Here is a 26957-nt window from a genome sequence, read left to right as displayed (position 1 = left end):
TCGTTGGACCGCCATTAAATTGCCGTTTTGGCCGCTCCTGTAATGTCAAGTGCCGAGTTTTCCACAAGCACTACCAGCCTCAATTTTTCACTGGTTTTCACCCAGGTCGGAATTTGAACGCTTCCCTGCCCTTCTTTGGATTTCAAGGGGATATAGTGTTCCTTAACCACAATATTTGAATTTTTTAGGGTCCTGTTCCTATTCTCTCCCCGCTTTACGACAGTGGTCCGTTCATCCAAAACCAATACGGCCCGCATAAGTTTCCCAGTTAAGTCCCCCTCAATGTGGTACTGAAAGTCAATTTCCCGATCTTGTCTGGTAGCTTCACCCAAAACCACTTTGTTTTCGGAATTGGCCTTTTGGTATTCCTTTATTTTGGAGCTTAACTTTCCTGCATTGGATCCCACAAAATGCTCCCTACCATTTACAACCATTTCCGGGGTATAATTACCGGAATATCGGAACTTGGTATTGTATTCCCGTTGCTTTCTGGAAAACTGTGGATTACTAAAAGGATCTTCCCAACCAATGTAATTCCAATAATCCACATGGTAGGACAATGCAAAGACATTATCCGGATACTGCTTTTTTGCCTTGTCCAGGAGGATATCCGCAGGGGGACAACTGGAACAGCCCTGGGACGTAAACAATTCCAATACCACTATGGGTTCATAGGTGCCCGAAATCCCCTTGGAACCTTCCACCTTTGTGGTCTCGTACATCGCCATGGAACTCAGGCCCACAGCTACAACAATCAGAATTAGAATTTTCTTAACCATGAATACCTTAACTTTGATTTGTATGTTTATTCGATATCGAACCAAAGGGCTTACGGTTATTACCGCTTTTTTAACTTTTTTTGTGATACAGGGGGTAAACTCACAGGAAATCGCAATATTAAAATACGGTGGTGGCGGGGATTGGTATTCCAATCCAACAGGCCTGCCCAATCTTATTGCTTTCTGCAATAGGAATATCAACACCCGAATTGAACCCAAACCAGAAACTGTGGAAGCAGGCAGTGAGGATATTTTTTCCTATCCCTACATTCATATGACAGGACATGGAAATGTTTTCTTTACCGATGCTGAGGCCGAAAATCTTAGAACCTATCTCATGGCCGGTGGGTTCCTGCATGTGGACGATAACTATGGTATGGAACCCTATTTGAGGAGGGAACTAAAAAAGGTATTCCCAGAAAAGGAATTGGAAGAATTGGGCCGGGACCATCCTATCTTTATCCAAAATTACCGGTTTGAGGACGGGCTTCCAAAAATTCACGAACATGACGGGAAACGACCACAGGCCTTTGGAATTTTCCACGAAGGCCGATTGCTCCTGTTATTTACCTATGAAAGTGATTTAGGGGATGGTTGGGAAGATCCCTCAGTACATAATGACCCTGACAAAGTGAGAAAGAAAGCACTACAAATGGGAGCAAATATCATTCAATACGCCTTTTCCTCATGAACCATAGCTCAAAAACCATAGCCAACGGTATTTTAAGGGCAGTTGCCATTATTGTTGGTATTGTCCTTTCCCTATACTTTTTGTATCAAATCAGGTCCGTAATTGCCTATTTGGCCATTGCGGCGGTCATTGCACTTTTGGGAAGGCCCATCACCCTATTCTTGCGAAGAAAACTTAAGTTCCCCAATACGTTGGCCGTAATTGTGACCATGGTGCTTTTTGTCACTATATTGATGGGTATTATTGCGCTTTTCGTGCCACTGATCAATGAACAGGGAAAAAGTTTGTCCTTACTGGATATAGAGGCCTTAAAAGCCGATGTGAATACGCTCTACCTGGAAATTCTGGAATACATGGGCGCTTCCACGGCGGACCTCAATGAATTAATCAAAAATTCAGATTTGGAAAGAAGCGTCCTGGAAGGCCTTAACTTAAATTTTATACCCAATATCCTGAACTCGTTTCTAAATGTACTGAGCAGTTTTAGTATTGGTCTTTTTTCCGTTCTCTTTATTTCCTTTTTCTTTTTGAAGGACAGCAAATTGTTGCAAAAAGGGCTCTTGACCTTTATTCCCCAAAAAAAGGAGGGAAATCTTATCGTGTCCATAGACAAGATAAACGGTCTATTGTCCAGGTACTTCATTGGCATATTGGTGCAACTGACCATCCTTTTTGTCATCTACATGATTACCCTATTGATAGTTGGTGTGGACAATGCCATCGTTATTGCCTTCCTATGCGCCCTATTCAATATTATTCCCTACATAGGTCCAATTATTGGTGCCGTAATCATGGTTACCTTAACGATGACAAGCCATTTGGGAATGGATTTTAGCACGGTGATCCTGCCCAAAGCGGGCTATGTTTTGATAGGGGTGCTCATTGGACAAATGGTGGATAATTTCTTTTCCCAACCCTTTATCTTTTCAACAAGTGTGCGTTCACATCCTTTGGAGATTTTTCTGGTCATCATCATTGCAGGTTTGCTTTTTGGTGTGGTCGGAATGGTTGTGGCCGTACCCGGATATACGGCCATAAAAGTTATCCTAAAGGAGTTTTTAAGGGAAAATACCTTTGTGAAAAAGTTTACCAAAAATGTGTAAGTTTTAGTTTGAATAAAAACATATTAAAAACTGGTCCTCAAGAATTTATAGAAAAAAATTGGAATACTGACAGCTTGTCAGTGCTGTTGCAGAAACCATTTTTTTCAGGGGTTTCACAAAAGGAGCTGGTCATGCAGCTCGAAGCCAAAAAAAAGTGCAGGACAAAACTCCCTACCTGGTTTAAAACCAATGCCATTTATTACCCGCCAAAACTACATATAGAACAATCCAGTTCCGAGCAAACGGCCGCTTACAAAGCCGAACTGGTCCATGGCAAAACACTATTGGATATGACTGGCGGTTTTGGGGTGGATAGTTTTTATTTTGCCAAAAAAGTTCCCAAGGTTTTCCATTGTGAACTCAATCCTGAACTATCAGCAATAGCCTGCCATAATTTTGAGGTTTTAGGGGCGGGAAATATAAGGTGCCATGTTGAGGACGGTATCACATTTTTACAAAACTCAAAGGAGGGGTTCGATTGGATTTATCTAGATCCCTCAAGAAGGGATACCACCCAAAGGGTCTTTTTACTTAAAGATTGTGAGCCCAATATCCTTTCCCATCTGAAAACAATTTTCTCCAAGGCGAATAGGATATTGATAAAAACCGCCCCACTTCTGGATATTAAACAAGGGCTTAGGGAATTGGGCTGTGTTAAAGAAGTACATATTGTTGCCGTTCAAAACGAGGTGAAAGAACTTCTTTGGGTTTTGGAAAACGGCCATACGGATGAAGCAGAATTGAAAACCATAAACCTCACAAAAAAAACGGACCAAAGGTTCAATTTTCACTTTTCCAAGGAAGAGGCCGCGATATCCAAAATTGTATTACCGCAAGACTACCTTTATGAACCCAATGCCGCCATTTTAAAATCCGGTGCTTTTAAACTCCTGGGCCGTAGGTTTGATCTTGGCAAACTCCATGAACATTCGCACTTATACACATCGCACGAGTTAATTGATTTTCCAGGCCGAAGATTTTCAATTGAAAATGTGGTGCCCTACAGCAAAACGGGGTTGCTACAGCTTGGACTGACCAAAGCAAATATCACTACCCGTAACTTTCCGCAGTCCGTTTCCTCACTCAGAAAAAGGACAAAACTAAAGGAGGGTGGGGATGACTATCTGTTTTTCACGACCAACTTAAACGAAGAGCGCATTGTCTTACACTGCAAAAGAAAGCCCTAACACTGCTGTTAGGGCTTTTATTTTATTATTGCCATCATATCCTTAAGCGCATGAACAACTCATGGGAACTGTTGTCAACGGCATTGATTGAGTTCTGTATCGCCGCTTCATAGGCATATCCTATATTGAACTTTGGGCCGATATCGAAGAGGAACAGTCCGCTAACAGCTGCATCCAAGCGGTAGGAAGCCCCCAAACGGAACCTCCGGCCAAAATCCAGAATGGCCGTAAGGTCCAACGCCAGGGGCGATGCCTCAACGTACCGCAGCATACTGCTGGCCTCCAAAGTTAAGTCCTTGCTAAGGAAAAAGTCATAGCCCCCTGCAAGGTAGACATGCCGCTTGTCAACGCTCATAAAAGCCTCTCCGTCACGTTCCTCCAAACGGTCCGGGGTGAGTAACTTTGGGGCCGACAGTGATAGAAAATGGTTCGAGTGCCTTAGGTAGACCCCAACGCCCACATTGGGGGTAAACCTACTGTTGAAATCCATTAGGGACCCGTCCGTACCTACCCCAAAGGTGGTTAGCCCATTGGTATTGGCACTGTAAGACTGCCCACTGGCTTTCAATCCGAAAAAGAGGTCGTAGCCATCGTTCAATTTCACTTTATAGGAAAAGTCAAGGGCCACCCAGGTCTGATTCTCTATAAAGGTCCGATCGTTTAAAATGGCCACTCCCAGGCCCACCTTGTTTCCCATGGGGGTCGAAAACAGTACGCTCTGGCTCTCAGGCGCTCCCTCAACCCCGGCCCATTGGCTACGGAGTCCCAAGGTCAGCTCACCACCCTCACCGGTACCGGCAAAGGCAGGGTTGAACAGGTTCATATTGAACCGATAAAAGGAATATTGCGGGTCCTGCTGACCAAAAACTCCAATAAACGAAAGGAGAAAGGCCCCAATGATAATGCTATGTCGATATTTCATGATATTGTGTCTTATAAATTGTTAATAGTTGATATAGATCCACCCTTGGATCGGTGCCGAACCATTGCCAAGGTCTATGATGTACATATATGATCCGGGGGGCAGCTTTTCATTGTTGTCCCTGTAGAACCCTTCCCAGTCATTGCGATAGCTTACCGTCTCAAAAACCGGGTTGCCCCATCTGTTGAAGACCCTTACGCTATTGTTCGGATAGTTCTCGATTCCAGGTACCATCCAGGCCTCGTTTATCCCATCCCCATTGGGTGTAAACGCTTCTGCTGCCACAATTGGAGGCTCGGAACTGAATGGGAAGGTATCCTCCCAATCGGCGATGCCGTCATTGTCATCATCATCGTCCATACTGTCGGGAATCCCATCCCCATCATTATCTGCCGGAAAGCTATTGGGATCCTTGGAATTTGTACCCAGTTCCACTTCCATGGCATCGGGATAACCATCATTGTCATCGTCTTCGTCCAGGTTGTCGCCCACGCCATCACCATCAGTATCCATATCTTCTGTTGGGTCTGTTGGAAAGGCATCTTCCGTATCCGGTACCCCATCGTTGTCATCATCGATATCTACCTCATCTCCCAGACCATCGCCATCGGAGTCAATATCCTCAATCCCATCATTATTGTCATCGGTGTCCGCATTGTCCCCTATACCGTCACCGTCCGCATCTGAACTTTCCAGGGGATCGTTCGGAAAGGCATCTTCCATATCCGGCACGCCGTCATTATCGGCGTCTTCATCGGCGTTGTCCCCTACCCCGTCACCATCGGTATCGGTATCCTCAGTGGCATCCTTGGGAAAGGCATCCTCCGTATCAGGGGTTCCATCGTTGTCATCGTCCGTATCCGCATTATCGCCCACTCCATCGCCATCGGTATCGGTATCCTCGTTGGCATCCAAGGGGAAGGCATCCTCCGCATCGGGTATCCCATCATTATCGGCGTCTTCATCGGCATTGTCCCCTACCCCATCACCATCCGTGTCAGTGTCCTCAGTGGCATCCTTGGGAAAGGCATCCTCAGAATCCGGGGTACCATCGTTGTCGTCGTCCGTATCGGCATTGTCGCCCGTTCCGTCGCCATCGGTATCGGTATCCTCATTGGCATCCAATGGGAAGTCATCCTCCGTATCCGGGGTACCATCGTTGTCGTCATCCGTATCCGCATTGTCGCCCGTTCCGTCACCATCGGTATCGGTATCCTCGTTGGCCTCCAATGGGAAATCATCGTCCGTATCCGGGGTACCGTCATTGTCATCATCCGTATCAGCATTGTCGCCAGTGCCATCACCATCGGTGTCGGTATCCTCATTGGCGTCCAGTGGAAAATCATCGTCCGTGTCCGGGGTACCATCGTTGTCATCATCCGTATCGGCATTATCGCCCGTTCCGTCGCCATCGGTATCGGTATCCTCGTTGGCATCCACTGGGAAATCATCATCCGTGTCCGGGGTCCCATCATTGTCATCATCCGTATCGGCATTATCGCCCGTTCCGTCACTATCGGTATCGGTATCCTCATTGGCATCCAATGGAAAATCATCGTCCGTATCCGGGGTACCATCGTTATCGTCGTCCGTATCGGCATTGTCGCCCGTTCCATCACCATCGGTATCGGTGTCCTCGGTCGGGTCGAGCGGGAAGTCGTCATCCGTGTCCGGGGTACCGTCATTATCATCGTCCGTATCCGCATTGTCGCCCGTTCCGTCACTATCGGTATCGGTGTCCTCGGTCGGGTCGAGCGGGAAATCATCATCCGTATCCGGGGTACCGTCATTGTCATCGTCCATATCCGCATTGTCGCCCGTTCCGTCACTATCGGTATCGGTGTCCTCGGTCGGGTCGAGCGGGAAATCATCATCCGTATCCGGGGTACCGTCATTGTCATCGTCCATATCCGCATTGTCGCCCGTTCCGTCACTATCGGTATCGGTGTCCTCGGTCGGGTCGAGCGGGAAATCGTCATCCGTATCCGGGGTACCATCGTTATCGTCGTCCGTATCGGCATTGTCGCCCGTTCCATCACTATCGGTATCGGTGTCCTCTGTTGGGTCGAGCGGGAAATCGTCATCCATATCCGGGGTACCATCGTTGTCATCGTCCGTATCGGCATTGTCGCCCGTTCCGTCACCGTCGGTATCGGTGTCCTCGGTCGGGTCGAGCGGGAAATCGTCATCCGTGTCCGGGGTACCGTCGTTGTCATCGTCGTTATCCGTGGTATTGGGATCTCCATCACCATCGGTATCCTCCAAAGCGGTTATGGTATTGGTATAGGTATTGGTACTTAACGCATTTTCACTATCCTTTACTTTGAACCCAAATGTGGCGTAGTCCGAACCGAATTCCCCTGTTCCTGTAGTATACACCAAGTTTGTCACATCATCAATGAGATCATTGCCCGATACTGGATTTCCATTGTAGGTAAGGGTTCCACTTAAGGGCAGACTTATCACCTGAATGCCATTAAAGCTGTCGCCTGTGTCAACATCGGTAAACGTAAAATCCGCATTTGAAAAGCTGTAGGGAACATCCTCAACCACATCCAGTGCGATATCGCCACCTTCGGGCAAATCGTTTATTGGATTTATGGTCAGGGTAACGGTAACGGTTTCAGAAAAAGCATTCGCGTCCTCAAAATTGTACGTAAAGGTATCCTGGATATCCTCACCCCCATCGTGCTCATAGGTAAAGGAACCGTCATTATTCAGGGTAAAGCTCGTGGCATGGGAAGGTCCGCTGATTTCATGATACACGCGCTCATCACCATCCGGTTCAACATCATTGGTAGCCACGTTTTCATTTAATGTGGCATTTTCGTCCACGTTAAAGGCATCCGCAACAGCCACCGGGGGATCGTCCACTTCCCTTATGGAAATGGTCACCTGGGCAGTTGATATGGTATTGGTATCCTGTAATTGATAGGTTACGGTATCCGCCCCATTTTCGTTTTCATTGGGCGTATACACCATTTGGTTACTTCCATCTATGATTGCCGTTCCCTTGGTTCCTTGAGCGGTAATTGTGATCAAGGGAAAATCATTGGTGTCAAATTTATCATTGAACAGAATTTCAATGGGGTCCGTTGCCGTATCCTCATCGGTCAGTGCCAAGTCATCCACGGCACTTAAAACAAGGGTCACATCAAAGGGTCCAAAAGATTGGGTTGCTATATTACCGGCATTGTCCCTGGCCTGGGCATGGATATACCAACCCGTTCCACCTTCCGTAAAAGAAACGTCCTTGGATTGACTGTTGCTCAAGGAAGTCCAATCGGACGCGTCATCGGCAGGAGGCGTATCACTTTGAAGAAAGGCATAGCGTTGCACGTCGAATCCACTTCCTCCACTTTCATCGGAAAATGTGAGCTGTATGGTGGTGTCCGTATCTATGGTCCCATTAGCGGGATCTGCAGTTATCGTTGGATTGGTATCATCGTCGATAATGGTCAATGACCTAAAAAAGGGTAAGGACCATACGCCCGTATCGGTCTGCGTGCGGAGACTTATGATGTATTCAGCACTTAGGTTGTTGTATGCCGAAAAGTCCGTTAAGGGTATATTGGCATTATAGATTTCGGTATCCGTGGGGTCTCCATTTATATCGAACACCCGTTGTGTTACGATCCATTCCTGGACAGTAAGATTCCTCCCAAAGGGATCCACCGAGTTGTCCTCAATGGTTACGGTCATGTTACCGGAAAAGGTATTCAAAACGTCCGGAAGTAAGTTAAATTGGGCAATGGGCAAGTCATCATTACCTCCAGATGCACTTGTTTTTTCCACATAAATACTTGTTGGATTACTCCAGGTGTTTTGGAAATCCTGTACCCGTAACATGATAAGATACTGTCCATCGGGGACGGCATTTCTATCAAATTGTCCAATGGTCCAATCGTTTGTAGTATTGGCATCGACCGATTTCCACCTCCATTCGGATTGGGCAATACCGTTATTGGCGCCCCCATCCAAATCATAAGAGGTGTTATTGATCAGGCCGGTGCCTGCACTATAGGTAAAGCTGGCAACAGGCCTTCTATGAAAGAAAAGTACGGTAGGTGCAGTTGGTAAATCCTCGAAGGTAAACGTATATCTACCGACTTTGTCATACACCTCCGGTATGTCCTCCAGATATAGGCCGCTCCATGAAGCCCGACCTTGGTTGTTGTCAAAATACGTTTCATCATGGGTAATCCGCCAACGTCCGTTAGAATAACTGGAATTGGCAGTATTGGTCTTTAACTGTTCAGGGGTTACCGCAATTTCAACAGATCGGTCCGTAAAGAATATTTCACCCTGTGTAATTGTCCCAAGATTGTATTGATCATAAATGTATTGGGCCATATCATCTATCCAACTGCTGTAGGTCCCCATATCCCGATTGATAAAGGTTCCTTTATTATTGTTTTGGGTAACGAAGCGTTCAAACTGCGCCTGATTGATATTGTTACCCCAACCGATGTAGTGCACATCCTCGTTTATGGTGCGCATCAATATTTCTGACAAGTCCTCATCATTGTCAAAATCCTCAACTTCCTGATCATCAAGATTGACATTAAAGCGCATGGCACTATTTCGCCATTGTGGCTCCCTTAAAACATCCTTGAACTTTTTTAAACTGAGACTGGTAACCTCAATATTTCTAAATGTGGCGTTGGGTTGGCTATTTGAAAAGAATCCATAACTCCCCCCAATATCCTGTGGTGCGGTATAATCTATCAGTAGTACATCATCCACCCAGATTTTGGCATTTCTGCCTTTTACCTCCAGTTTTATGGCATACCACGTCGTGTTATTACTCGCATTGTTAAAAACCGTGGATGCAGCTCCCTGGATGCCTTGAATGTAATGTTGTGGATTTGCGTTGCCATCATCCCGGGTTATTTGGTAAAGACCACTTGCAAATCCATCGCCTGGTATGTATTCATTGGTCGTAAAAGTTCTAACACGTCCCGACAGATTAAAAAGATAGGATCCCACAGCTCCATTTCCCATTCCAAAAGTAATCCCCATATCATCATCGTCGCCACCATTTGTGGTCATCTCTACTTCCAAGGTATAATTGGAGGAATCGAAGTTGGGGTCATAAAAACCTGCCATTCTATCATTATTGATCCTCCGGATGATCCGCTCGGCATCAACAAACTCCCATGTCTGGGGATTGAACCCCCAACGTGTCCAATTATTGAAGATGGCCGCTGCGTCTGCAGCGTTTGAAGAAATTGTGGTTCGTTCAAAACCCTGGACAGATAGTTTTCCTGCCGGGATGCCCTTACTTCTAAGTGCATTGTCCAAATCGGTCTCGAAGGTTTCGATATCCTGATCGGTAATCCCTACGGTAAGTACAACATCTATATTGGGGCCTTGCCGGACCTCCATATCTACGGTCTGCGCGGTAGCAAGGCAGGTGGATATAAGGCACAATAGTACCGTAATCGGTTTTAAAGCTATTTTCATGGTAAAATTTTAGGTTGGTTTAGTGAAAAAGGGCAGGCATGGGAACCACTTTGTTTGCTGTGCTATAATCAAAAACGAAACCCTCATCCCGTATGGAATCACAATTTGTAGCACTCAACACATTGAACTTCGTCTTGTTTGCCAATCTGCTCAAAAAAGAAAGACCATTTGCATTGTCCGAGAGCGAGCAACTATAGACAAAAAGGTTCAAATCATCCCCATCCTGATGCGCCGAAATATCGTCCAGAACGTCCGTGTAAGTCTCAAGGGTATCCCCATTTAAAATATCATTGCCCAGTTCAATTGCACTTTCATTGGTTTTCGAAAACAAATGAATATTGGTAATGTTGGGGTTGTCCCGTAGTGCATTATTCAATTGGATCAGTAACTCATCGGAATAAGAGACTTCAAGTAGCATTACCTCAACGGGCAATGAAGCTTTTAGTGAAATCTTATTGTCAAAAGAATGTCCAATGATGACCAATTCCTCAGGTGGTGCATCGGTGTTTACCAACTGTACCTTTTGCCTAATATCTTGATTGACAAAGATTAGGTCTTTGGATTGGCCCGTAAAAAGAAATGTTAGGAATACGATAACCACCATAGTTATCCCATTCTTATTGAAGCTGTTAGGGTTTAAGGATTTTTTCATGTTAAGGTTTGATAATTAATTTTGGTTAAAATTGATTTTGGGTTTTTATGGAAATTCCAACTGGATTGCTCGGGCGAAAATCCCTATCCATTGGCCTTCCCAGGAATTCGCCAAACTTTAATGGGGCAGGGCACTATTTGAGAGGCTACCTCCCGTGGATTGGAGAAGTGCATTGGCAATAGGCTTGTGAAAGTAGATTTGAATCATTTGTTATCAATTTATGTTTGTAATACTTTTCTTGCTTTTTGTGTGCGAAATTGATAACGGCAATATTTTTGTTTGGTTCAAATTATTTTGAACTTGCTTGATAAATGTCAATTAATTCCTTGGCAAATTGGTTTTCGTCAATCGCGAAAGCTTAAAAATGACGCTTCACTACATGCCAATAAAGTGGATGGCATTCGTGATATTTACCTATACATAAATTGATTTTTGAATTCCTGCACAACAGGAATACCATCGAAATTGGCTTTATGGAAAAGCTGAACGCATACCTATGATATGGGCCTTTTGTATGGTTATGTCCAAATGTTGGCCAAAATACCCTTTGGTTTATTCCGTTCTTTTTTTCGTCATGAATTCGGCGTGTTCCTTGATAATTCGGGAGAGGGTCTCAGGCCGCATCGCCAGTAACGAGGAGAGGTATTTATTTGGTATTCTGTCAATTAGTTCGAGCTTGTTGGTTTCCGTAAAATAGTTCCATCGTTTCCGGGCGCTGGGAATCCTAGCCATAAAAGCCCTATTTTCCGCATGGATATAATAATCAATCAACAATTTGCGGTACAACTCCCCAAACTCCGAGAACGTACGCATACCATATTCCAAATCCCCGTACTCCAAATACAGGCAATCGGTATCTTCCAAACACTGGATGTTTTCCTTTACCGGTTGGGTGGTAAAAAACCCTGTAATGGATGTAAAAATCTCATTATCAGTACTTATCCATGTTGTGACGTCCTTCCCCCCGTTCAAAAAATACCCTCGTACAAGCCCCTTCTTGATCAAATACAATTTGGTACAGATATCCCCCTCTTTATAGACAACATCTCCTTTGGAAAATTGGATACTTCTAACATGTTCCGCCAAAAAGCCCTTGACTTCGGTACTTAAGGGAACGATGGAATTAAGATATATTAATGCAAAAAAGTTTCTGTGGATCTTTTTGGTCGGTCTCATTTAGGAATTAAGGATAATTGCAAGGCCAATTTTCAGTGCTAAATTTACATACTCGTTTGGTTAATAGGTAGATGGATCCAATGAGCTTATTAGTGCTCTTTATCCTGCTTAGCATGAAACTAATTTAGTGAATGCCGATATAAAAAAACGGCGGAAAACCATACCAACGATAAAAATTTCCCTTAGTCACAGGGCCATTTAAAATTGGCTATTTTATCCTGGGAGGCCGACGAAAGATTGTAATGCCACCATTCGGTGCGTATGGACCAAAATCCATGTTTCTCCATGGTTTCCTTGAGCAGTTTTCGATTCTTTAGAATATGTTGTGGAAGGTCCGTATTATCATGATAGGCCCTTTTTCCAAAAAAGTCAAAATCCGTCCCCATATCCAATTCATTGCCCTCCAAATCCACCAGGGTAATGTCCACCGCACCCCCTTTGTTGTGTATGGAACCTTTAACGGGGTTGGCTACATATTGGGGATTGGGTACCAACTTCCACATTTTAAATTGCACCCAATTGGGGCGATAACAATCGAAGAATTTTATTCGGTAGCCCTTTCCCATAAATTCGTCATTGGCCTTGATCAAGGCCCTTGCCGTTTTCACGCGGGTATAGCACTCGGCGCAGTCATACACCTTGGATTTTAGGAAATTATTGGTGGTGGCGTAGCGCAAATCATAGACAAAGTCATGGCTAAAATCGGCCAATCGTACAAAAGTGGTATCGGCAAAACCGTCAAAAGAATCGTACAGCACTTTTCTTTTGGAAACTTGAACTGGCAAAGTATCCTTGGTAATTGTGGTATCGATCGCTTGCTTTTCCTGAAGGGCGTCTCTGTTTGTGGATATCCCAGCCCCATTCTTCTCGGAATGTTTACAAGCACCCATAAAGACAATGAGTATGATCAATACCCTGTACATCATTCCTTCTTTTGATTTGCCATCCATTGGTACAATTCTTCGGTAGTATACGCTTTTTCCCATGAATTATGGCCTATATTTTCGTAACGGCTGTATTTTACATCATACCCCATTTCCACTAACTTCCGGACCATAGTATCCGATTCTGTAACTGGGATTACTTGGTCCTCCACCCCATGAAACACCCAAATGGGCATTTCCTTTTCCAACCAATGGGCATAAGGCGTGGGTGCCATTCCACAAACAACGGCCAGTGCAGCAAACTTATCAGGATATTGTACGGCCATTTCCCAAGCTGCACTTCCTCCCCTACTTAGCCCTGTTAAATACATTCTATTTTTATCCACCCTATTGTTCGCCACTATGGAATCCAACAATTGATTTACTGCTTTAATGTCCCACCACTTTTTTTGATGGGGGTTCTGTGGGGCCAAAACCAAAAAGGGAAAAGGATAACCCTCTGCCATCATTTTTGGAGGACCGTTCTTTTGTAGGTCATCCAAGTCGCCACCAGCTTCTCCGCCACCGTGGAGAAAGAGTAGTATTCCGTAGCTGGTATCTTCCCCTTCAAAATAACCAGATGGATAAGAGAGGTAGTATTGTAAGGTTTCCTCTACTCGTATACGCTGTTCCCCTTCAATAAGATCAGCTTGTGCAGAACAGGCTTGTAGCACAAAGGTGGCAACCACGATTGGAATAAAAAACCGCATATCATAAAAGTAATAAAGCTATTTCTTTCCATGTAGATACGCGTTCAAAATCTTTGGTATTGGTATTATGGGGTGACGTAAACAATAGACGTCTCCCCTCAAATCTATCCAGATTATAGCTTCTATCGTCAATGAGAATATCCCCTTTTAGGATATGCTTGTGACCACATAATATCCGGTGCTGCCAGGGGATGAACGGGAAAAACTTATCGAGCCAATCCGATTTTTCCTTTAAGGAATAGGGAAACTGCATGGCCGCGCTGGCTATATACACCTGATATTTTTTGAACAATTCCCTTACAACTTCCTGACTATCCGGAATTACCGCTAAATCCCTGAAAAAACCGATCCTGTTTGCATGGTCTTTAACACTGGCTTGATGTGCCTCCGGAACCATACGCCAAAATTCCTTTCCTGAACACTGCGCTTTGGTAAAAGAGGTTCCATACTCATTGTAATAGATATCAATGTGGGCTTGATAGGCATCGGCAATTACCTCGTCCATATCTATAAAAAGGGTCATAATCCAAATTTTTTTGCGAAATACGTCAAAAACAGGTCAAAACTAAAATGGTACCGAAAATCTTAATGGAGAAATAATGCAAAAAACCACTTACTTTCAAAACAAAGGATTGATAAAGGTCTTGTTCCCTAACATATTTACAGGAATGATTACTAATTTCAGGTCCAAATTAACCCTCAAAATGATAAAATTACAATTCTCCATTTTTAGTATTCTTATTCTAATGGGCGCCAATCATGTGCAGTCCCAAAGTGCCGAATACCTAAAACAAAAAGCGGAAAAAATTGAAAAGGGGTCGGTTTTTACAAAAATCATCAATCGTGAAGCTCCTGCGGACATCGTTTACGAAGATGAGGAAATCATAGCCTTTGTTCCGTTAAGGCCCCAGGCTCCCGTACATTTTTTGATTGTGCCAAAAAAGGAAATCCATACAATCAACGATATGGAAGAGGAAGATGCCCTTGTTCTTGGCAAGCTATTTCTTGTGGCAAAAAAACTGGCTAGGGAACATGGAATTTCCGAGTCGGGATATCGACTTTCCATAAATAACAATGAGGACTCGGGTCAATCCGTCTTTCATCTACACATGCATATCATGGGAGGAAAAAAATTAGGCCCCATGGTAGATCAGGATTACAGGAACAAGAACCAGCACTGACGCATTACAAAAGGAAATCAGCTCACTACGTTAGCATGCATTTTCATATGCCATTGAAATTGTAAGGCTCATTCCGGTTTAACGTAGTAAACCGCCGTATCGGGTTTGACATAAAAGGATGTTGGCGCGGGAACATTGGAAATGGAAATGTTTTCAAAAGTTACCGTATTTCGCTTGTCCTTAATGCGTTTTCCCTCATAGTTGTACCAGGATATGGAATTTGGAAGTAGCAATCCATTCACTGTCTTCCAATCATCATAGCGGATCCATTTTACATTATCCGATGGTTCTCCGGTTCGGTAGGTCACCGTATAGCCCAGCCATTCCATAATATGGGTATCGGGATTATAATGGAGATAATACTCATCCTTTGGTGAGGTACCCACTCCAGAATTGTAGCCAATTTTGATTCCCGGATAGCTTTTTCCCTCAAATTCCAGATTATCGGTACCTCTGTAAATGATTCCATCATCGGCCAAAATAAAGGGCATGGCATAGAAATAAAACATAAGATTGTGGTAGAATTCCGCATTTCCCTTATACTCTCCTTCAACCCAAGGTTGCTTGCCATCGAAACCCAGTGTGTACGACGGGCTAACAATTTTATCCGTTCGTGACCAAAGATCCGTAGTATGGGTTTCCGGATTTTCCGGTTTGGGGATTTCAAAAGTTAAGGTCCGTTGCTGTTTCCAAAGGTCAAGTCCTCCATGTGCCGCAAAAACCTTGTCCAATCCTTCCGGGTATTCCTTTTTCTTTGTGACGGCCACCGTTGCCTCCCCTGATTTGTCCAAAGTGGTTTCTTTGGTACCTGGTTTACACGAGCATACGAATAAAGTGATGGACAATACTAGAAGTTGAAGTTTCATGGTTTTTCTTTTATGGTCGCAAAATTGACAATTTAATTACGATTGGAATACATTTGAACCCATTTAAAATTTGATTCCTTGTGGGTAACTGCAGCGACAACGATACCATGCTACATCCAAAAAGCGACTGGTATCAGCGTAGTTTCTCCTATCAAATGCCAAAAGAACAAAGGAAATTAATCCAATCCGTAATGGAATTATGGGATTTTAAACTTTAATTTGAACTCATTTAAAACCAATAGCCCAAAACACCCTTGCAAGATTCCAAACACATCATGAGCCTTAAAAATCCTTTGGTCAAAAAGGTCATGGGTCTAAAGGCAAAATCCAGGGAACGAAAGAAATCAGGTCTCTTTGTTATTGAAGGGCAACGGGAGTTGGAATTGGCCATTAAAGCAGGATATGAAATTGAGCAATTATTGGTTTGTCCCGATATTTCCAATAGTGTCCCTTCCCAGGGATCCAAGCGTTCCATTCCAATAGTTCAGCTGTCCAGGGAGGTTTATGAAAAGATGGCCCATAGGGGTTCCACAGAAGGTGTAATGGCCATCGCCAGATTAAAAAACCATGATCTGGGTGCCATTATCTTGCACGAAAACCCCTTGGTCTTGGTAGCCGAAGCCCCGGAAAAACCAGGAAACATTGGCGCTTTGTTACGAACGGCGGATGCCGCAAACCTGGATGCCGTATTGATTGCGAATCCAAAATCCGATTTGTACAATCCAAATGTCATCCGTTCCAGTGTTGGCTGTGTTTTTACCACACAAATAGGAATGGGCGGTACCGAAGAAACCATCCGCTTTTTAAAAAGTAAAAACATCCGCATTTTTTGTGCGGCCCTTACGGCCAGCCAAAAGTATACCCATTCCAATTTCACCGGTCCTTCGGCAATTGTCGTTGGAACCGAAGCAACGGGTCTGAGTTCGGAATGGTTGGACAATTCCGATCAAAATATAATTATCCCCATGCTAGGGGAGATAGATTCCATGAATGTATCCGTATCCGCTGCAATACTTATCTTTGAGGCCAAACGTCAACGGGGATTTTAGCATTTATGGATAGTGACTTTCTGTTTTACACCATTATTGGGATATTGGTCATACAGTACCTAATGGATACCATTCTGGACTATCTGAACACCAAACACTTTCTCAAGGAAATTCCCGAGGAACTCCAGGACATTTTTGATGCCGCGGATTACCAAAAGGCCCAGGAATACCATCGGGAAAATTATAGGTTGGGACTATTAAAAGATGGCATTTCATTAGCGGTCATACTCCTTTTTTTGGTTTTCGGGGGTTTTGGCTTCGTGGATAACTTTGTCCGGGAATATACCGATAATGGTATTCTTCAGGCATTGGGTTTCTTTGGGATTTTGGCCTTGGGGAGCAGTATTGTTTCCCTCCCTTTGTCCTATTACCAAACCTTTTTCATTGAAGAAAAATACGGTTTCAACAAAACCACCAAAGCCACTTTTTGGTTGGATATTTTAAAAAGCGGTTTGTTGTCCATGCTTTTGGGCGGTGGACTATTGGCACTTGTTATTTGGTTTCTGGAATGGGCAGGAGTCAATTTTTGGCTTTACATCTGGCTCATAGCCATGGTATTCATGGTTTCCCTAAACCTATTTTATAGCAAGTTATTGGTTCCCTTGTTCAACAAACAAACACCTTTGGAAGCCGGCGATTTAAAAATGGCCATTGAAAACTACGCTAAAAAAGTAGGATTTGATTTAAAAAATATCTTTGTAATCGATGGTTCCAAACGGTCCACCAAGGCGAATGCCTATTTTTCAGGCTTTGGAAAACAAAAAAGGGTCACCCTGTACGATACCCTGATCAAGGATCTGAACGAAGAGGAAATAGTAGCGGTACTTGCCCATGAAGTAGGACATTACAAACGCAAACACATTGTTTTTAATATGTTCGCTTCCATAGCATTGACCGGTATAATGCTCTATATCCTTTCCGTTTTTATCAATTATCCCCAATTATCCTTGTCCATAGGGGTCCAAGAGGAAAGTTATCATGCCGGACTTCTGGCATTCTTTCTATTGTATAGCCCTATTTCCATAGTTACCGGCTTACTTATGAACCATCTTTCCAGAAAATTTGAATTCCAGGCGGATGATTATGCAAAGAACACTTTTGCCTCCAACCCATTGATAAGCTCTTTAAAGAAACTGTCCAAAAACAACCTGAGCAACCTTACCCCCCACCCCGCCTATGTCTTTGTCCACTACTCCCATCCACCCCTGATTGAGCGTATCAAAAACCTTAAGGCATAATTTTTGTTGTTTCCAAATAAGGAATATGGTAACTTTAATTTACTATGACGGAGGCGGCCATCGAAAAAGAAAACAAGGAAATTGCGAAGGAATACAAAAAATTACTTCGCATAAGCTATCAAACCCTTACCCCAAAGGATAAGAAACTGATACGTTCTGCCTTTGATGTTGCTGTGGACGCCCATAAAGATCAGCGCAGAAAATCCGGGGAAGCTTATATTTTTCATCCCATAGCCGTTGCCAAAATTGTTGCTTCGGAAATTGGTCTTGACGCCATTTCCATAGCTTCTGCCCTGCTTCATGATGTGGTTGAGGACACCCCTTACACTTTGAACGATATTGAACGGATGTTCGGGGAGACCGTAGCCCGAATTGTTGATGGTCTTACTAAAATCTCACACCTAAAAAAAGATAAGAACATAAGTCAACAAGCAGAGAACTTCAGAAAAATGCTGTTGACACTGCATGACGATGTCCGTGTTATTATCATCAAAATTGCGGATAGGTACCATAATATGCTCACCATGGACGCCATGCCAGAGCACAAACAGGTCAAAATTGCCTCGGAAACCCTTTACATTTATGCTCCTTTGGCCCACAGAATAGGTTTGTACAACATCAAGACCGAGCTGGAGGACCTTAGCTTAAAATATACCGAACCAGAGGTTTATTATGATATCCAGGGGAAAATCCAGGATACGGAAGAAGAGAAACAGGCATACATCAATTCTTTTACCAAGGTCATAGAAAACTCTTTGGACGAGGAGGGGTTGAACTACTACATCAAGGGGCGGATGAAATCCATTTTTTCCATAAGGCGAAAAATGGTAAAAAAGAACATTGCCTTTGACGAGGTCTATGACAAGTTCGCCATCCGGATTATTTACAAATCCGATAGGAAGAACGAAAAGTTTATCGCCTGGAAGATCTATTCCATAGTTACGGACCATTTTACTCCAAATCCAGTTCGGTTACGGGATTGGATTACCTCTCCAAAATCAACGGGTTATGAAGCCCTTCATATCACGGTTATGGGTCCCGAGGGCAAGTGGGTGGAGGTACAGATACGTAGCGAACGAATGCATGAAATTGCCGAAAAGGGATACGCGGCCCACTTTAAGTACAAACATGGCGAACAAAACGAACAGGGTATAGAACAGTGGTTAAACCGCTTGCAGGAGGCCTTGGAGAATTCCAATGGCAATGCCGTGGATTTTGTAGAGGAGTTTAAATTAAACCTTTACTCCAAGGAGATCTTCGTATTCACTCCCCAGGGCGAACTAAAATCCTTACCCAAAGGGGCAACGCCTTTGGATTTTGCCTTTCATATCCATACGGAAGTAGGCATGAGAACCCGTGGTGCCAAAGTAAATGGAAAGCTCGTTCCCTTAAACTCCAGACTACAAAGTGGGGACCAGGTAGAAATAATGACCTCGGACTCCGCCAAACCCAACCAAAACTGGTTGGATTATGCCAATACGGCGCGGGCACGGGCAAAAATAAAGTCTTCGTTAAGGGAAGAGAAAAAGGAGATTGCCGAAGAAGGAAAGGAAATGCTCCGTAGAAAACTGAAATCCCAAAAAATCAACCTCAACGAAGATGTGGTCAATAAAATGGTCAATTACTTCAAGCTAAAGACCAGTTTGGACCTGTTCTTTAGAGTGGGCAATGGGGCTATTGACAATCAGAAAATCAAGGATTTTGCTTCTTCCTACAACAATGCCTTCCTTAACTTCTTTAAAAGTAAGATCAGACGGAAAAATGTTCCCGATGATATTGACAGGGAAGAAATCACCCATAACTATGATATGTTGGTGTTTGGGCAGGAAGAGGACAAACTCAGTTATAAACTGGCCAAATGTTGCAATCCCATTCCCGGAGACAATGTATTTGGGTTTTTAAGTGTAAGTGATGGCATCAAAGTGCATAAAAAAGACTGTCCCAATGCCATTCAATTGCAATCCAACTATGCGTACCGAATAATGTCCGCCAAATGGATTGATTCCACACAGGAAGAATTTACCGTTGATATAAGGATTACCGGTATTGACAATCTAGGACTTGTCAATGAAATTACCAATATCATATCGGACAATATGCACGTGAACATGCGCAACCTTAATTTTAGTGCGGAAGGGGGTACATTTACAGGTAAGATCACCCTTGTGGTCAAGAATAATAATATCCTCAAGAAGTTGATCAATAACCTAAAGCAGATTGGTGGTATCGATAAGGTAATCAGAGTTTAATTAATTCGATGTAAATTTGCTTTTTACGACGGAGATATAGGCTATGGACAACGACAAAAACCAAGAAATAGTTAAAAACGTATTCACCACTTTTTTGGAGGAAAATGGGCATAGAAAAACACCTGAACGTTACGCCATACTCCAGGAAATCTATGACAGCGACGATCATTTTGATGTGGAATCCCTTTACATTAAAATGAAAACCAAGAATTACAGGGTGAGTAGGGCAACATTGTACAACACCATTGAACTTTTGCTCGATTGCAAATTGGTTCGAAAACATCAGTTTGGATCGGCACAGGCGCAGTATGAAAAATCCTATTTTGACCGTCAACACGATCATGTTATTCTTACTGATACGGGAGAGGTTGTGGAATTTTGTGACCCACGCATACAATCCATCAAAAAGACCATTGAGGAAGTATTTGATATTAAGATCAATACCCATTCCTTATACTTCTATGGTACCCGTAACAAAGAAGAAAAAGTAACCGACTAACCAAAAAACTTCATGGTAGATTTATTGCTTGGACTCCAATGGGGAGACGAGGGAAAGGGAAAAATTGTTGATGTTCTAACCAAAGATTACGATATCATAGCCCGCTTTCAAGGCGGCCCAAATGCTGGACATACCCTTGAATTCAATGGTATAAAACACGTATTGCACACCATTCCCTCAGGAATTTTCCACAAGAATGCCATAAATATTGTGGGCAATGGGGTGGTAATTGACCCCGTCATCTTTAAAAAGGAACTGGACAACTTGGAGAAATTCAATTTGGACATTGCCACAAAATTGTTCATTTCCAGAAAAGCGCACCTGATCCTACCTACCCATAGACTGCTCGATGCCGCATCGGAAACAGCCAAGGGAAAAGCCAAAATAGGTTCTACCCTAAAAGGTATTGGTCCAACATACATGGACAAAACGGGACGAAATGGCATGCGTGTGGGCGATTTGGAATTTGACAATTGGAAAGACAAATACCGTTCCCTGGCCAATAAGCACGAAGGAATGATCGCTTATTACAATGTGGATATCCAATATGACCTAAAAGAGTTGGAAGATGAGTTCTGTGAAGGTATTGAAGCACTCAAAAAGCTAAAATTCATTGATAGTGAGCAATATATCTTTGATGCTATGGCCAATGGCAAAAAGATTTTGGCCGAAGGTGCCCAAGGTTCCCTATTGGACATCGATTTTGGGACCTACCCTTTTGTCACCTCTTCCAATACCACAGCTGCGGGCGCTTGTACCGGTCTTGGTGTGGCCCCTGGGAAAATAGGAAGGGTTTTGGGAATCTTCAAGGCCTATACCACACGTGTGGGCAGTGGCCCTTTTCCAACGGAACTATTTGACAACGATGGGCAGACCATGGGACGGGTGGGCAACGAATTTGGTGCAACCACCGGTAGACCCAGACGTTGTGGATGGCTGGATCTGGTGGCCCTTAAGTATGCCGTACGAATAAATGGCGTAACGGATTTGATGATGATGAAAGCAGATGTGCTCAGTGGTTTTGAATCCATAAAGATCTGTACCGCATATACGTACAAAGGGAAAAAGGTGGAACATTTACCTTATAACATTGAGGGAAATAATGTAGTACCTGTTTACACGGAACTGAAAGGTTGGTCACAGGATTTAACGGAAATGACCAAGGCCAATGAGCTTCCACCGGCCTTAAATGCATACATTGCCTTTCTTGAAAAGCAACTGGAGGTTCCTATTAAAATTGTGTCCGTTGGACCGGACAGGTTACAGACCATTCACAGGTAGTGAACTAATGACCATTACTGAGTTTACGGAGAAATCGGCAAGGTTTCTTGAAAACGAGCAACCCTTTTTGTTCATCATCAACTTTGATAAGAGCAAGGCCCTCGCTTATTCCTTTGATGAGGCGTATAAAAACGATATTGTATTTGATATCAACGGAATATCCAACGCCCAAAACGGGTACAAGGATACAAAGGCCTCCGTTGTTCCGGCAATTGACGTAGAACCATTCCCGTTCAAATCCTATTTGGAAGGGTTTGAAAAAGTGGTCCAAAACCTAAAAGCGGGAAACAGCTTTCTGGTGAACCTTACCTTCCCCAGTAAAATCAGTTCCCCATTGGATTTAAAATCCGTTTTTCGTAAGGCCCATGCTCCCTATAAATTGTTGTACAAGGACCAATTTGTTTGTTTTTCACCGGAATGTTTCATCAAAATTAAGGACGGGCATATTTACTCCTATCCCATGAAGGGGACCATAGATGCATCATTGGAAGGTGCTGCCGATTTGCTTATGGACAATACCAAGGAACAGCAAGAACACCATACCATTGTAGACCTTATCCGGAATGACCTTTCCATTGTTGCCAGGGATGTCCGGGTAACAAAATTTAGGTATCTGGAAAAAATAAAAACCGCCAAGGGTGAGATTTTGCAAAGTAGTTCCGAAATTCGAGGGAGATTACGAAGGGACTGGAAGAAGGATTTTGGATTGCTTATGTTACGGATGTTGCCGGCCGGTTCCATTAGTGGTGCCCCAAAACCAAAAACCTTGGAAATCATTGACAAGGCGGAAAAATATGAGCGCGGGTTTTATACCGGGGTATTTGGCATATTCGATGGTAAAACCATAGATAGTGGGGTGGCCATTCGATTTATCGAAAAGGAAAATGAACAATTCTGGTACAAAAGTGGTGGGGGAATCACCCATCAAAGTAATGTGAAGGACGAATATATTGAACTCATCAACAAAATATACATTCCCACTGTTTGAGAGTATTTGTGTATGGAACGGTGTTGTTCAAAATGCGGAATACCACTCCGGACGCTTCAGGAAGTCCTATCAAAAATTCTATTGGGAAAAGCCCGATTTCGATTTATTTGAAGAAATCACTATCCCCCCACAGTACAGGAAAGGAAGGGTAAAGCTGCGCATCGGCTATAACAAGGATGAAAAAACGTACTCCTTTAAACCCTACAAAAAAAGAAGTATCCACAATTTGAAACTTACTTTTGATGATATCCTTGACTACGACTTAAAATTTGAGGACAGAAGTCAATTAAATACCCTCTTTAAAAAAAGGGGCCACTGTGATGACATTCTGATTGTCAAAAACGGGTATATAACCGATAGTTCCTATGCCAATATTGTGTTCTTGGACAAAAACCATTGGTATACGCCAACCACCTACTTATTAAATGGCACCAAAAGGACCCAATTGTTGGAAATTGGGAAAGTGGAAGAAATTCCAATTCCACTTAAGGACATCCATAGCTTCCAAGGATTTCAATTGATTAATGCCATGTTGGATTTTAAGCCTGATTTCTTCCTGCCCATTGAAAATATCATGACGTAAATACCCTATTGGCAGATAGGAGTTAAAAGCCTACAAATTTGTACCTTAGGGACGAGCCTATCAGTTTAAATCATGTTTTTTCAAAGCCATTATCTAAAAATTGCAGTAAGATGTATTGGATTGGCATTGGTGTTATCGTGCCAACAAAACCCCAAGGAAAGTAAAACTAAAGCCAACGCTTTGGAAGAATACAAGAGGCCAATAGAAGCGATAACCCTTTTGGGCGATACCCTTTTCACTCCCCCAATGAAAAAGGGTAAGGCAAAAAGTAAGTATGATGAGGCCCTTAAAAACTATACCAAGTATCCTGACAGTGCAGAGGTATTGATTTGGTATGGAAGGCGAACGGCATATCTGGGTCATTTTCAAAAGGCCATTTCCATTTATACCGAGGGAATTCAAAAATTCCCCAAAGATGCAAGAATGTACCGTCATCGCGGTCATCGTTACATTTCCATCAGGCAATACGATAAGGCCATTGCAGATTTGAAAAAAGCCACTGTTCTTATTGGGAATCGATCGGACCAAGTGGAGCCCGATGGCCTCCCCAATGCACGGAACATTCCCATTAGTACACTTCATGGAAACATTTGGTATCACCTAGGGCTGGCCCATTATCTGAAAGGGGATATGGAAAATGCCCTTTATGCGTATCTACAAAGGGAGGTAACCAACAAATACGATGATAACCTGGTTTCGGGTGGCCATTGGTTGTTCATGATATTAAAACGCATGGGACAAGATGACGAAGCCCTTTCGGAAATCTCCGGAGTAACAAAAAATATGGATATCATTGAGAACACCCGATATCATGATATGTGCCTTTTTTATAAAGGTTTGCTGGAGGAAAATCAGTTACAAATGATTGGGGACGGTTCCTCATCCGACGATGTGTATTTTTACGGACTCGGCAATTGGAATCTGTATCAGGCTAAAGACACCACAAAGGCCAAACGCCTGTACAAAAGGCTTTTGGACAATGGCAATCCCTACTCTTTTGCCTACCTGGCGGCAGAAGCCGATTGGAAAAGGCTTTTTAATCCCATGTAGAAACCCTAAACCTTTCTAAATCCATCTTAACACTTATCTCAAAAATCCTACTTTCAGTCAAAATTAGAATTGTCAGGATAAAATATTTTTTGGTCGATAAACGTTTTGAATATACACTATATCCAACCATGACCGAAATTCTGATCGTAGAGGATGAGCCTTTACTATGTTATGCCTATAGAAACATCCTTAAAGACCTTGAAAAGGAAGAGGATATAGGACCATTTCATATTTTGGAGTGTAATACGTATGATTCCACACTAAATTTACTGGACAAAAAGTTCCAAAAAAACAAGGGGCTTGATTTATGCTTGCTTGATTATCGTCTTGGTTCGAAAAATAACGATAACGAAAATGGATTAACAATAGGTTTTAAGATAAGGCAAGTCTACCCCAAGTGTAAAATTGTTGTTATCACTTCCATCTCCGATAATTATCTATTTAATTCTATTTTCGAAAATCTGAACCCTTCTAGTTTTCTCATAAAAACAGATTTGGATTATGCTGGTATCAAGAAGAAATTACAGTTGATTTTAAACGGATCGAGAGTATATAGTCAGGAAGTCAATGATTTCCTTATGAGGAGAGATAAGTTGTTAATCAACAAAATTGATAAAAGGGACCTAAAAATTATTCGATTAATGGATCAGGGATTAAGCTTACCTGAAATTGGAAAGAAAATTGGTCTTTCTCTCTCTGGCATTGAAAATAGAAAACGAATAATCGCTGAGAGAATTGGTGCGCCTTCGCCAAGTAAGAAAGAGCTTCTAAAATTTGCAAAAGAAGAATTGAACCTTATATAATTTCCTTAATTGATTCACTATCTATTTTGTATTTGGATGGTGAATCCGTGAGTTTTGTTCAAACCAAGGCATTCCCCTTAGTATTTCAAAGGCATACACGCAGTCATTCTTAAATCCACCGTGTTATTTTAACAAAAAAAATAACCTATGGGGCAGATAAGCTATCCCAGTAGTATGCGAATGTCTTTCCAATGGTACATTACTAACCATTAATACGGAACCTTATGAAAAAAACCTTTACGCTGTTGGGACTTCTAATTGGGAGCCTATACGTTGGCTACGCACAGGAAGATAGTTCAAATCAAGAATATCCCTTCAACGATATTGAAAATTACTTGTATAGCCCCAACCAAGAAAGAAAAAAATCCAAAGAATACTTTACAGAAGTCAAATCCTTGGCTGATTCTGGTAATCCCGAGGCATTATATTACCTCGGAATGCTCCAAAAAGATGGGATTGGTACAAAACAAAATTTTAAAAAATCAATCAAATCATTTAAAAAATCCTACGAGCTTGGTAATCTAGAGGCTGCCTATAGCGTAGGCTATTACTACCTTAAAGGCTTTGGTGATGTGCCACAGGATTATACCAAGGCATATCGATGGTTCAAGAAAAGTGAAAGCTCTATGGGGAAGCATTGGATGGCCAAAATGCAGTTTCTAGGATTGGGCCGTGAGTCCAATAAGACCAAAGCCATCAAAATGTTACAATCCAATGACATCCACAACAGCAAAGTTCTTTTGGAACAATATAAAAATGAACAACCACCTCGCGCAATATCGCATAAGTTTTCTGAATTCATAAACGGATCGTCCATTGAAAACCTTCATGGATTGTCCAACCTCCATGTTGTTCCTGACACCCAAATCCTTGAAGGGACTTGGGAAGGCGAATACTTTGAGCTGGATTGGTCAAAGAAAAGAGCATTGAGGGCACTCCCTATCCAACTTTCATTTAAAAGGGGAGGTGGCGTCAACGAAAGTTTGCATACCGAGATAACAATTGCCGATAGTCTTGCAACGGACACAGGAACTTATAGTTCAGGGAGTTTAAGCTTTGCAAAGCTAACGGTACCAATCAAAAAACAATTCACCGATTATTCCAATTTTACCCATTTGATGACCGATATCAGGGCACTGGAGTTACGTCTGTGTCCCTACAATGGTGAAAACCTATTGATTGGTCGGTTAAATGCCTTCCATCCTGTCTGGAAGGAACGGGCCAATCCTATATTACTTGTCCTCAAAAAGAAAATCAACATTAGTGAAGATGCCCATACTGCCTTTAACGAACAAGCTTCTGATTTTATCAGGGTATACCCTAACCCAGTACCAGAGTATTGCCTAATAAATTTTGAATTGCCACATGAGGCCAACGTTAAAGTGGAAATAACCAATTATTACAATACGGCACCCTATCACAACGTGCTTTTCGATGGGTACCGAGAAAAAGGGAACCATACCTTGGAAATCCACAAACTTCCTTCACAACAGGGCACCTACACCTTATCCATAAGCTATAATGGAAAAAGGGAAAACAAACTCATCATTAAGGAATAACC

Annotated in this window: 23 protein-coding genes; 14 read left to right on the top strand and 9 right to left on the bottom strand. The window is 42.9% G+C overall.

The genetic code is table 11. From position 1 onward, the window contains the following. Positions 1-14: 14 nt before the first annotated feature. Entirely contained in the window at positions 15-779 is a 765-nt protein-coding gene (locus tag L0P88_RS19310; protein ID WP_247131528.1) for a DUF1223 domain-containing protein, read from the bottom strand. Positions 780-801: 22 nt separating this feature from the next. Here L0P88_RS19310 and L0P88_RS19305 point away from each other — a divergent pair, with 22 nt between their 5' ends. From L0P88_RS19305 to L0P88_RS19295, 3 genes are all read left to right on the top strand, one after another. After that, positions 802-1470 (top strand): DUF4159 domain-containing protein, encoded by a 669-nt coding sequence (locus L0P88_RS19305; RefSeq protein WP_247131527.1) that lies wholly within the window; start codon positions 802-804, stop codon positions 1468-1470. Continuing rightward, positions 1467-2573 (top strand): AI-2E family transporter, encoded by a 1107-nt coding sequence (locus tag L0P88_RS19300; RefSeq protein WP_247131526.1) that lies wholly within the window; start codon positions 1467-1469, stop codon positions 2571-2573. Before L0P88_RS19305 ends, L0P88_RS19300 begins: the two co-directional genes overlap by 4 nt. A 131-nt stretch (positions 2574-2704) precedes the next feature. After that, a complete protein-coding gene (locus L0P88_RS19295) occupies positions 2705-3760 on the top strand; it encodes a THUMP-like domain-containing protein (RefSeq protein WP_313791576.1) in 1056 nt (351 codons plus the stop codon). 34 nt (positions 3761-3794) lie between these two features. Here L0P88_RS19295 and L0P88_RS19290 read toward each other — a convergent pair whose 3' ends face one another. The 7 genes from L0P88_RS19290 to L0P88_RS19260 form a co-directional block, all read right to left on the bottom strand. Beyond that, entirely contained in the window at positions 3795-4682 is an 888-nt protein-coding gene (locus L0P88_RS19290) for a type IX secretion system membrane protein PorP/SprF (protein ID WP_247131524.1), read from the bottom strand. A gap of 21 nt (positions 4683-4703) precedes the next feature. Next, positions 4704-10148 (bottom strand): gliding motility-associated C-terminal domain-containing protein, encoded by a 5445-nt coding sequence (locus L0P88_RS19285; protein WP_247131523.1) that lies wholly within the window; start codon positions 10146-10148, stop codon positions 4704-4706. 19 nt (positions 10149-10167) lie between these two features. Continuing rightward, complete coding sequence (locus tag L0P88_RS19280; RefSeq protein ID WP_247131522.1) at positions 10168-10800, bottom strand: DUF4347 domain-containing protein; 633 nt, start codon at positions 10798-10800, stop codon at positions 10168-10170. Positions 10801-11352: 552 nt separating this feature from the next. Continuing rightward, positions 11353-11976, bottom strand: coding sequence for a Crp/Fnr family transcriptional regulator (locus tag L0P88_RS19275; protein WP_247131521.1), 624 nt, complete (start codon positions 11974-11976; stop codon positions 11353-11355). Positions 11977-12158: 182 nt separating this feature from the next. After that, entirely contained in the window at positions 12159-12962 is an 804-nt protein-coding gene (locus L0P88_RS19270; protein ID WP_247131520.1) for a M15 family metallopeptidase, read from the bottom strand. Further along, positions 12899-13609, bottom strand: a complete 711-nt coding sequence (locus L0P88_RS19265; RefSeq protein WP_247131519.1) for an alpha/beta hydrolase-fold protein — start codon at positions 13607-13609, stop codon at positions 12899-12901. The genes L0P88_RS19270 and L0P88_RS19265 overlap by 64 nt, the downstream gene beginning before the upstream one ends. 1 nt (position 13610) lies before the next feature. After that, on the bottom strand, positions 13611-14132 hold the full coding sequence (locus tag L0P88_RS19260) for a 5' nucleotidase, NT5C type (protein WP_247131518.1): 522 nt from the start codon (positions 14130-14132) through the stop codon (positions 13611-13613). A 283-nt stretch (positions 14133-14415) separates the two neighbouring features. On the opposite strand from L0P88_RS19260, the gene L0P88_RS19255 reads away from it, so the two are divergent. Then, positions 14416-14790 (top strand): histidine triad nucleotide-binding protein, encoded by a 375-nt coding sequence (locus L0P88_RS19255; RefSeq protein ID WP_409557737.1) that lies wholly within the window; start codon positions 14416-14418, stop codon positions 14788-14790. A 68-nt stretch (positions 14791-14858) separates the two neighbouring features. Here L0P88_RS19255 and L0P88_RS19250 read toward each other — a convergent pair whose 3' ends face one another. After that, a complete protein-coding gene (locus L0P88_RS19250; protein ID WP_247131516.1) occupies positions 14859-15656 on the bottom strand; it encodes a DUF6503 family protein in 798 nt (265 codons plus the stop codon). A 275-nt stretch (positions 15657-15931) separates the two neighbouring features. Between L0P88_RS19250 and L0P88_RS19245 the strand changes: the two genes are divergently transcribed. The 10 genes from L0P88_RS19245 (at position 15932) to L0P88_RS19200 (ending at position 26955) form a co-directional block, all read left to right on the top strand. Then, positions 15932-16705, top strand: a complete 774-nt coding sequence (locus L0P88_RS19245; protein WP_247131515.1) for a TrmH family RNA methyltransferase — start codon at positions 15932-15934, stop codon at positions 16703-16705. Between the two features lie 5 nt (positions 16706-16710). Continuing rightward, the gene (locus L0P88_RS19240; protein WP_247131514.1) at positions 16711-17943 is read left to right on the top strand and encodes a M48 family metallopeptidase; all 1233 of its coding nucleotides are present in this window, start codon (positions 16711-16713) and stop codon (positions 17941-17943) included. 44 nt (positions 17944-17987) lie between these two features. Next, positions 17988-20192 carry a RelA/SpoT family protein gene (locus L0P88_RS19235; RefSeq protein ID WP_247131513.1) on the top strand — a complete coding sequence of 735 codons (2205 nt, stop codon included), beginning with the start codon at positions 17988-17990 and terminating at the stop codon, positions 20190-20192. A 43-nt stretch (positions 20193-20235) separates the two neighbouring features. Then, positions 20236-20691: a Fur family transcriptional regulator gene (locus tag L0P88_RS19230; RefSeq protein ID WP_158780245.1), complete on the top strand. Its 456-nt coding sequence runs from the start codon at positions 20236-20238 to the stop codon at positions 20689-20691. A gap of 12 nt (positions 20692-20703) precedes the next feature. Beyond that, on the top strand, positions 20704-21972 hold the full coding sequence (locus L0P88_RS19225) for an adenylosuccinate synthase (RefSeq protein ID WP_247131512.1): 1269 nt from the start codon (positions 20704-20706) through the stop codon (positions 21970-21972). Then, positions 21938-22960 carry an aminodeoxychorismate synthase component I gene (locus L0P88_RS19220; RefSeq protein WP_247131511.1) on the top strand — a complete coding sequence of 341 codons (1023 nt, stop codon included), beginning with the start codon at positions 21938-21940 and terminating at the stop codon, positions 22958-22960. Before L0P88_RS19225 ends, L0P88_RS19220 begins: the two co-directional genes overlap by 35 nt. Continuing rightward, positions 22923-23543 carry an aminotransferase class IV gene (locus L0P88_RS19215; protein ID WP_247131510.1) on the top strand — a complete coding sequence of 207 codons (621 nt, stop codon included), beginning with the start codon at positions 22923-22925 and terminating at the stop codon, positions 23541-23543. Before L0P88_RS19220 ends, L0P88_RS19215 begins: the two co-directional genes overlap by 38 nt. Before the next feature lie 72 nt (positions 23544-23615). Beyond that, positions 23616-24593: a tetratricopeptide repeat protein gene (locus tag L0P88_RS19210; RefSeq protein WP_247131509.1), complete on the top strand. Its 978-nt coding sequence runs from the start codon at positions 23616-23618 to the stop codon at positions 24591-24593. Between the two features lie 128 nt (positions 24594-24721). After that, positions 24722-25396, top strand: coding sequence for a response regulator transcription factor (locus tag L0P88_RS19205; protein ID WP_247131508.1), 675 nt, complete (start codon positions 24722-24724; stop codon positions 25394-25396). Between the two features lie 224 nt (positions 25397-25620). Then, a complete protein-coding gene (locus L0P88_RS19200) occupies positions 25621-26955 on the top strand; it encodes a hypothetical protein (RefSeq protein ID WP_247131507.1) in 1335 nt (444 codons plus the stop codon). The last annotated feature ends 2 nt before the right edge of the window (positions 26956-26957 follow it).

This window comes from Muricauda sp. SCSIO 64092 (genome assembly GCF_023016285.1).
In the GTDB taxonomy this organism is placed as follows: domain Bacteria; phylum Bacteroidota; class Bacteroidia; order Flavobacteriales; family Flavobacteriaceae; genus Croceivirga.
Note: the sequence above shows the minus strand (reverse complement) of the source record. Positions and strands in the feature narration are given on the sequence as shown.